An 8,760-nucleotide genomic window follows, 5' to 3' on the forward strand; every position below is an offset into this window, starting at 1 on the left:
TATTTAGAAAGCCCAGTTACTATCTTAGTAATTGGGCTTTTTTTCGTCTGGGCTTTTTGAACGTTGTTTTTTAGCTATTAGTTTCTTAGCTTTTATATACCTCTATTTATTATGCTTGCGTTTAAACAGTCTAAAGTTATCTTTCTTGCGCCATAGTAGTTTATGTCTGATCGTATCTTTGATGGTACGTGGATGCTTAGGCGCATGAGCGATAAACTCATCAAACTCTGCCTCACTCATCGCTAGCTCTCGACCATGCGCCATCATCACTATTGACGGTTGCAATGCCCTGATTTTTTTTAACGATTGAACATAGTCTTTAGGGTAATAGACAGGAAATGGCGCTACGAACTTATGGCGCAACTTAATGATTAAATCAGCAGTGTATACTTCGCGACTGGGTAGATGAAACAAAGACAAATCACGATCCGTATGACCTGGTGTCTCTAGTACTTGCCATTCATCAAAATATGGCACAAGCTCACCATCTGTAACGGTGATATCCGGTTTCAGACTTGCCGAATAGTATAGGTTTTTAAGTGGGCGGCCTTGACGTCTGGCCACATAATATCCTAGATGTATATCTACGAAGTGCATCGTGCGCCCACCAATACCGCTATACCACTGCTTTTTTCTATCTGCTGAGACAATCATACAGCCCGTCTTTTCTCGAAACTTATGTGCACCGCCTGCGTGATCAGGATGCATATGCGTGACCACTACTACTTTTAGGTCAGTAATGGGTCGTTTTAACGTTGTCTTAATATAGTCAAGCACCATCGGCACATCAGCACGGCAGCAGCCATCTAACAGCATTATTTTATCTGGATATACTGCCAGATAACTACTCTGGATATATCCTTCTAAGCGTACAATTTCACATAGACTCATTGGTGTTCCCTACCTCATTCGTCATTATTATTGTGAGGCTTTTGTTCAGTTTTATAGCCAATCTTTAGTATAGCGCCCGTTACCACAAATAAAATGACTTTGAGTGAACGCTTGTGACTATATATAGAAGCCATGTGGCATACAGAGACGATACAGCTAACAATTAACTATGGACAACTTACTACTCATAACCGCCTATATAATTCTATCCATGATAACTCTCACCTTATTAGTAAAAAGCAAAAAACCCAGCGCTTAGGCTGGGTTTAAGGAAACACTTAGTATCTTATTTAGTATTTTGGATAATTCGTAAATTACCTACTTATAAACTATGCAAGATCACGAACCTTTGGCTCACGTTCCCATAGGCGAGACTTAGCATTGCTGATAAAGGCATCTAGCTCAGCCAATGGCGTTACAAATTCATCTTTTTCAACTGGGAGTTTACTTAGGATAAATTCATCAGTCGCGCCGCAATAGGCGATGGCTTTGCAATGGTTGAACGCATCGTTGAACCAATCTAGTGCTGAGCTGTCTTTTGCCAGCTTTTTAGCTTGGTCAGGCATGATGATACTAACGATGGCATCAAACATCACTGACGGACCACCAGCGAGGCGCTCATCAGCTTGTATACGGGTACCATCATCCAATACGACTTCTTTGTTAGGCGCTACGATTTTGACACTAGCACCCTGCGCTTTGGCAGCATCTTCGAACTTTTTGACTTCACTGCTATTAGAGCCTTCTGCAACCAAGATACCGATCATACGACCTTTTAGACTATCAGGCGTTAGACCGATAGTTTGTACCGCTTTAGAAGTTCCTAAGTCTTGGACAGGTGCAGCTGCATCAGCTGGCTCTGGTAGCTCCATACCCAATGCCGTTGCTACGCGATTGGCCAAGTCTTCATCGATATGAATCAAATGGCTAAGCATACGCGTACGTACATGGGCTGTGTCTACTTTACCTAGCTCAAACGCATAAGCGGTTGCGATATGTGCTTGCTCAGTTACTGTCTGACTACGGTAGAACATACGTGGCTGGCTATAATGATCGGCAAAGCTCTCGTCACGTACGCGGCCTTTTACGCCATCATCTAGTTGCTCATGGAATGAGTTGAAACCACGTTTAGCGCTTTCACGAGGACGAGTTGGATCTAGACTTTGGGGCTCATAGAGTACACGCGTCTTAGGCACTTGCATCTGCATATGACCATCTTGCTGATTGTTGGCAAACGGACATTTTGGTGCATTAACAGGAATCTGTGCAAAGTTTGGCGAGCCTAGACGTGATAGCTGCGTGTCCAAGTAACTGAATAGACGACCTTGCAATAGTGGATCATTACTAAAATCAACACCCGGTGGCAGGTGCGATGGGCAGAATGCTACCTGCTCAGTCTCTGCAAAGAAATTATCAGGATAGCGGTTCAGTACCATCTTACCCACGACTTTCACTGGTACTAATTCTTCTGGAATCAGCTTGGTCGCATCTAGATGGTCAAATGGGAATTCATTGGCTTCTTCTTCAGTAAATAACTGTACGCCAAACTCCCACTCAGGATAGTCACCATTATTGATTGACTCAAACAAATCACGGCGATGATAGTCAGGATCAGCACCTGAGATTTTTACGGCCTCATCCCATGTGGTTGACTGTACGCCTAGTACTGGCTTCCAATGAAAACGTACAAAAGTGCTCTTCCCTTCTTTATTGATTAAGCGATAGCTATGAATACCAAAACCTTCCATCATACGTAGGCTACGTGGTAGACCGCGATCACTCATTAGCCAAATTAGATTGTGCATGGTTTCAGGACTTAGTGAGACAAAATCCCAAAACGTATCATGAGCAGATGCCGCTTGCGGGAAACCGCGATCTGGTTCTGGTTTTACCGCATGAATCAAATCTGGAAACTTCATCGCGTCTTGGATAAAGAAGATTGGCATGTTGTTACCAACGATGTCCCAGTTACCTTCTTCTGTATACATTTTCACTGCAAAACCGCGCACATCACGTGGCGTATCTTTTGAGCCTTTGTTACCCGCTACCGTTGAGAAACGCGTAAACAATGGCGTTTGCTTACCTGTTTCGGTCAATACTTTGGCAGTCGTATATTCTTCTAGTGACTCTGTCAGCTCAAAATAACCGTGTGCTGCGCTACCACGAGCATGGACGATACGCTCAGGGATACGCTCATGGTCAAAATGATTAATTTTTTCACGTAATACAAAATCCTCTAATAGCGTCGGCCCACGTGAACCTGCTTTTAGAGAGTTTTGGTTATCAGCAATAGCCACACCTTGTTGCGTGGTCAGTACTTTGGTGTCGTCACCTGCGCGCTGATGGGTTTCACCACCATTGCCACGTTCCGTATTCAGGTTTTTGGCGGGGTCCGTATGATCGATATTATTATTCATAAAAAGTCCTAGCTAATAGATTGAGAGTGCTCTTTTAAATCACTAAAAGAGTGCCTACACAGGTTTGATATCCTTTGAAATAATGGTGACTTCATCTGTCATTTATTTATCTGTGTTTTCAGCATTGTCGAGCGTTAAATTGATACCGCACTAAAATTCGTAAAGGAATAATAGGCTTAGGAGTTATACTACCCAAAAAATAAGTCAAATATAGTTGCGTATATAGTAAACCTTGTTGATGTTTGGTTAAGGTCTATAGACGCTATAAACCAGCTGCTTTAGATGGTCTTAAAGGCGCATAAACGTTAACAATAGAATCTTGTAATGTAGTTATTCTTTAAGGTATGCTTTTTATGCAGTACTAGAGATTATTGATAAATAAGTTGGCAGGGTTTTAGCCTTATATTTATCTTTTTTATATCGTTGGATTCAAATAATTTCGATACAAGAAAACCGAGCGCAAGCTATACATTAGTATGGTTAGCGAAGATGACGATGTAGCGGATTTATAGGGGTTTGATGATGCGACTATTTTTTATATAACTATAAGGCTACCTACCATGTTACCAACTCTAAGCTCCCCGATTAAAAAACCTTATCACTCATTGCTAGTAGGCGCGTCAATGGGTCTAATGGCATTAACGTTCAGTCAAATGGCTGCTGCTATCACGACCAAAAACGTAACTTATACGGTCGATGATAAAGCGTACGAAGGCTATTACGCCAAGGCAGATAAGCCAAACGCACCTTTTATCTTATTGATTCATGATTGGGACGGTCTAACTGACTATGAGCGCAAACGTGCTGACATGTTAGCAGCTGAAGGCTACAACGTATTGGCGGCCGATATGTTTGGACAAGGTATTCGCCCCACTTCTATCGAAGAAAACAAACGCCTAACTGGGGAGCTATATGATGATCGTAATAAAATGCGTCGCATATTGGCAGGGGCATTAACAGCAGGACAACTACAAGGCAATGATGTGCGTAAAGGCACTACTATGGGTTACTGTTTCGGTGGTACGGTCGCGTTAGAGTTAGCACGTTCAGGCTTTGAGCAAAAAGCCTTTGTACCTTTCCATGGTGCATTCGATATTCCAACTGGTCAAAGCTATGACAAAACTACGGGAGAAATCCTAGTATTTCATGGCTCTGCTGATGAATCTGTCTCGCTAGAGAGCTTTGCGACTTTGGGCAAGACCTTAGAAGCAGCCAAAGTACCTCATGAGATGGTTACCTACAGCGGTGCGCCACATGCCTTTAGCGTATTTGGCAGCGATAGATATGACGCCCGCGCCGATGAGCGCTCTTGGAAACGCTACTTAGACTTTTTAGCAGAAGAATATAAATAATCCAGCAGCACAAGTTGCATAAGTAATAATATAAGCAAACCCAAACAAAAAGACACCTCAACAAGATCTGATAACGATCCATTAAGGTGTCTTTTTATTTAGTTTTTGCTGACGCTTTAAAAAATTAGCGCTTCTGAAATACCAATAGCTGATTATTAGCAGGCATCGCATAAGTAGTGACAAGTTGCAAATGATGTTCACTGGCTAAACTGACAACCTCTTCTTTATGACGAATGCCACTATCAGGATTACCTGCTCTCAACATCGCATCAAATCGCTGATTGCCCTCACTGGTATATTTACCATCCTCGTTAAATGGGCCATATACAATCAGTTTGCCATCAGTAGGTAGCGCATCACCAGCCAATGTAAACAACCGTTCAACCAAAGCCCAACTGATAATATGCAGCGTATTAGCCGTAAACATTGCATCATAAGGTAAGTTTAACTGGCTATTGACAGGTACGGCATCCGTACTCAAATCAAACGCTAATGGCGAATATAGATTGGGTGCAGGATACGCATTGTGCCAAGCGATTATATGGCGATGATTACCAGTCACATCGCTAGTTTGCCACTGTATCTCAGGCAGATTAGGCGCAAAGTAAACACTATGCTGCCCCGTTCCAGAACCAATCTCTAATACATGATTACAGCCTTGTAGCTCTGTTTGAAGTACTTCTAAAATAGGTTGTTTATTATTCTCACACGCTTGAGAAAACGGCAATGCAGAAATATCTACTTTATTATTTGGATTATCACTCTCCAGATTATCGTCATGCATTACTATTCTCCCAAACAGTCTATTGTGCTCTCAGTATTGATAGCAGTAGATTAACAAGCACTGTCTAATACTACCTTAGTGGTCACTAAACAACTCATACTAGTAAATACCCGCCTCTACCCCAGCAGCCAACGTCATAGCAAGCTCTTCTACTTGCTCAGCAAAGCTATCTTGCCAATCGCCCTGTAGTATCAGCGCCTCTTGAATCCATGACCAACGTAGCCCCGTTGTAATCGTTTTGAGCGCAAGTTTAGTACCTGTACCATCATGCCCTGCGCGTATATATACCGCAAATGGCATGCCCTGCTTTTCTTCTAGCACTGGATAGTAGCAACGATCAAAAAAATCTTTGGTCAGTCCTGCCATATAAGCCAAGTTCTCAGTCGTCCCCAATAACAGCGCATCAGCAGCCAGCACATCTTCAGGCTGGGTATCTTGTGGTGATTTTAGTATGACATTAATATCGATATCAGGATGGTTCGCACCATCGTAAGCCGCTTGTGCCAATTTTTTGGTATTAGGCGACGGCACATGCGCGACGATAAGTAAGGTTTTGCTAGCCATATCAATCACCCTTATAGAGGTTACTAGTCTTTAGAATTCGTAATTCTTTAAATCAATAATTCTTAGAATTAGTCGCTTTTAGAATTGATAGTTACCTTTTGAATGATATCAGGATGGATGCTTTTCGCAACCGGACAAGTCAGCGCGGTGTTATAGAATATTTTTTGCGTTTTATCATCTAACAGCTGACTAAAAGTAATAGCCACATGTACTTCACTAACTCGTCTTGGGTCAGCTGCCATCACTTTGGTCACCTCGCTCATAGTGCCTGCAATATCGATATCCATATCGCGAGCTTTAATCCCGATAATCGTCAACATACAACTGGCTAAGCTAGTGGCTAGTAAATCAGTCGGTGAAAACGCTTCACCTTTGCCTTGGTTGTCAGTCGGCGCATCAGTAATGATTTCATTTTTTGACTGTAAATGAATGGCTTGTGTGCGTAAATCGCCTTGGTAGGTTACTTTTGAGGTGGTCATAATTTTGCCTTAGTTTATTAAACTAGCTGCCTGAGCAATAAAGATGCTGTGATAGTTATTTGATAGATGCTAAGATAGCGAGCATTTGTGCAAACATTAGTTCTGTAAAGGAAATTGTAATATGTATGTGTATGAGCTCTCAGAATACCAAGTTTATCAATTAAAATCGATAGACCCAGCATTAGGTGGTAACTGGAAAACCATTCTTATCAGTATTTTGCCGCAGCTCGATATACCCAGTCGTAAAAGTGTGTACGAAAAAATATTATCAAAAAGGAACATTAGCCCAAATTTTACTTATATCATTCCAGATGATTTGAGAAGTTTGTTATCTAAAACAGCAATTCGTCATCGAGAGCTAAAAGCAATTGCTATACAGATGTTGAAATTTATTGAGTCTAAGCCGGATTCATATGATGCTATTGAACTTGCTGATAAAGTAGAGGCGATGATCGATTATCTTAACCGTATTGATATAGGTGATCATATTTTAGACCAAAAAAGTCGTGAAAGTATAAAAAAAGCATTTTTGTACGATTTAGCATTTTGGATCGATAATGTAAATCTTATAGTACAACCTGGTATAAGGCACTTAAATACTGATATCGTAAAAACATACTTTAAAGAAGTATTTATTAAGCAAAAGATTCAGGGGCGAGACTTTCGCGCATGGGACTCTACTGACATAGACTTTCAGGAACAAGACAACTTACCCGATATTATAAAAAGAGAGGCAAAGCGTAAAAAATTCTTTGTCATTGAAAGTGAGCGTTACTGGTTTTTAATAGGTATTGCCGATAAATCAAGACAAAATCCTTATTCTATTAAACGTTTTTTGCATGAAGATGGCGGTAGTAATGATCTATTTGTATATCTGACACACGTTGTCATTAGAAAAGAGCTTATAGATGAAGAAAGTTATATACGACATGTTAAATACTGTACAAGTCGACTATATACTTTGGATGCTGGTGTATCGGACACAATTATCAAATTTATAGCAGAAGCACAACATCTTTGTAAGACACAAATTATACCTCTACTCAAAAAAGAATTGAAAAAAGACGGCGAAGAGACAGAATATCATATCAGTAAGCGTATGAATGACTATGAGCACCAAATCACAATTTCGATTTTGAATAAATTACCTAATATAATTAATAATGCAGTCACTGATAGTGATGATCGATACTATTTATTTTATTATTTGACTAAAATTTTTAATAAACTTATAGATAATCTCCAAAACTTTCAATTACGACCTATCGCTACATATTCTTCTAATGTAGAAGTTATGATTGCCAGGCTAATTAGCTTCAAATATTTTCTAGATACGATTTATGATTCATTAGAGGATAAAAAATTTGAGATTAAAAATTTCACTAATGCTTCTAAAGAAATAATTGCAATTGTCAAGGAAGCTTTCGATAGTACTGAACAGAACCTGATACAGTTAAATCAATTAGAAGAAAAATTAAAATTTTATCTTGAAACTAAGGAAAATGGTAGTATTTGGCAAAAAATAAAGGTCGGTTTCCCACCAAATTATACTTTAGAAGATGTGGAACATTCAAAAAATGAAGCGAAAAATGAGTTTTTTCTGTCCATAATAAATTTAGCTAAAAAACATAATGATAATATTGTTTACGTAGAATTTGACTGCAATGAAGTCTTAAATGAATACTATCGTCACTATGCCATTGCTAATGAAAAAATGGCAATAGCACGACTACCAAAAGTACTACGATTACCTGAAGATAAGAAAACATTTAATATTCAAAAGACTAATGAAGCAATTCATCACAACGTATTTATATTCGACAAGAAACATGTATCGTGATCTGTTGTTTTATATATTTTCTAGACAAATTTTTCGTATAAGAGTCTTATTTGACTATCATAGGGAAAGTTCATGAACTCAATTACTAGTAGCTTTTCAGCACCAATCTACAGACAAAGAAAAACCCCCATCGCGTGAGCGTTGGGGGCTTTATTTAGAATAGAGAGCTGACGAACGAGAAGAGAACCGTTAAGGCAAAGCATGCTAACTGCGAGTATAGCTCTTGTCTTGCGCTGCGGACGACTGTCTCCCAGACAGTCGTTATTCCTTGCTCACCTTTAAATAGGATTTGCTGCGTAGGTCACTAGAAATAAAAGATAAAAAAAAGAGCCACCCAATTAAGGATGACTCTTTTTTAGAATAGAGAGCTGACGATGACCTACTCTCACATGGGCGAACCACACTACCATTGGCGCTACGATGTTTCACTTCT

The 8,760-nt window shown here is 39.9% G+C and carries 7 protein-coding genes; 2 read left to right on the forward strand and 5 right to left on the reverse strand.

Translation table 11 applies throughout. The features are described 5' to 3' along the window. Positions 1-102: 102 nt before the first annotated feature. Both QO187_RS02370 and QO187_RS02375 read right to left on the reverse strand, forming a co-directional pair. Positions 103-891 (reverse strand): MBL fold metallo-hydrolase, encoded by a 789-nt coding sequence (locus tag QO187_RS02370; protein WP_371546955.1) that lies wholly within the window; start codon positions 889-891, stop codon positions 103-105. Between the two features lie 329 nt (positions 892-1,220). Beyond that, positions 1,221-3,308, reverse strand: a complete 2,088-nt coding sequence (locus tag QO187_RS02375; RefSeq protein ID WP_371546958.1) for a catalase — start codon at positions 3,306-3,308, stop codon at positions 1,221-1,223. 560 nt (positions 3,309-3,868) lie between these two features. Between QO187_RS02375 and QO187_RS02380 the strand changes: the two genes are divergently transcribed. Beyond that, positions 3,869-4,660: a dienelactone hydrolase family protein gene (locus QO187_RS02380; protein WP_371546960.1), complete on the forward strand. Its 792-nt coding sequence runs from the start codon at positions 3,869-3,871 to the stop codon at positions 4,658-4,660. Between the two features lie 124 nt (positions 4,661-4,784). On the opposite strand, the gene QO187_RS02385 is transcribed toward QO187_RS02380, so the two are convergent. From QO187_RS02385 to QO187_RS02395, 3 genes are all read right to left on the reverse strand, one after another. After that, positions 4,785-5,444 (reverse strand): DUF938 domain-containing protein, encoded by a 660-nt coding sequence (locus QO187_RS02385; RefSeq protein WP_160021553.1) that lies wholly within the window; start codon positions 5,442-5,444, stop codon positions 4,785-4,787. 99 nt (positions 5,445-5,543) lie between these two features. Next, positions 5,544-6,008, reverse strand: coding sequence for a flavodoxin family protein (locus tag QO187_RS02390; RefSeq protein WP_371546963.1), 465 nt, complete (start codon positions 6,006-6,008; stop codon positions 5,544-5,546). 68 nt (positions 6,009-6,076) lie between these two features. Then, the gene (locus QO187_RS02395; protein WP_371546966.1) at positions 6,077-6,487 is read right to left on the reverse strand and encodes an OsmC family protein; all 411 of its coding nucleotides are present in this window, start codon (positions 6,485-6,487) and stop codon (positions 6,077-6,079) included. A gap of 121 nt (positions 6,488-6,608) precedes the next feature. Between QO187_RS02395 and QO187_RS02400 the strand changes: the two genes are divergently transcribed. Then, positions 6,609-8,327 (forward strand): hypothetical protein, encoded by a 1,719-nt coding sequence (locus QO187_RS02400; RefSeq protein WP_160021550.1) that lies wholly within the window; start codon positions 6,609-6,611, stop codon positions 8,325-8,327. Positions 8,328-8,760: the final 433 nt, after the last annotated feature.

The sequence above is a fragment of the Psychrobacter sp. Arc9 genome, assembly GCF_041431295.1.
Lineage (GTDB): Bacteria > Pseudomonadota > Gammaproteobacteria > Pseudomonadales > Moraxellaceae > Psychrobacter.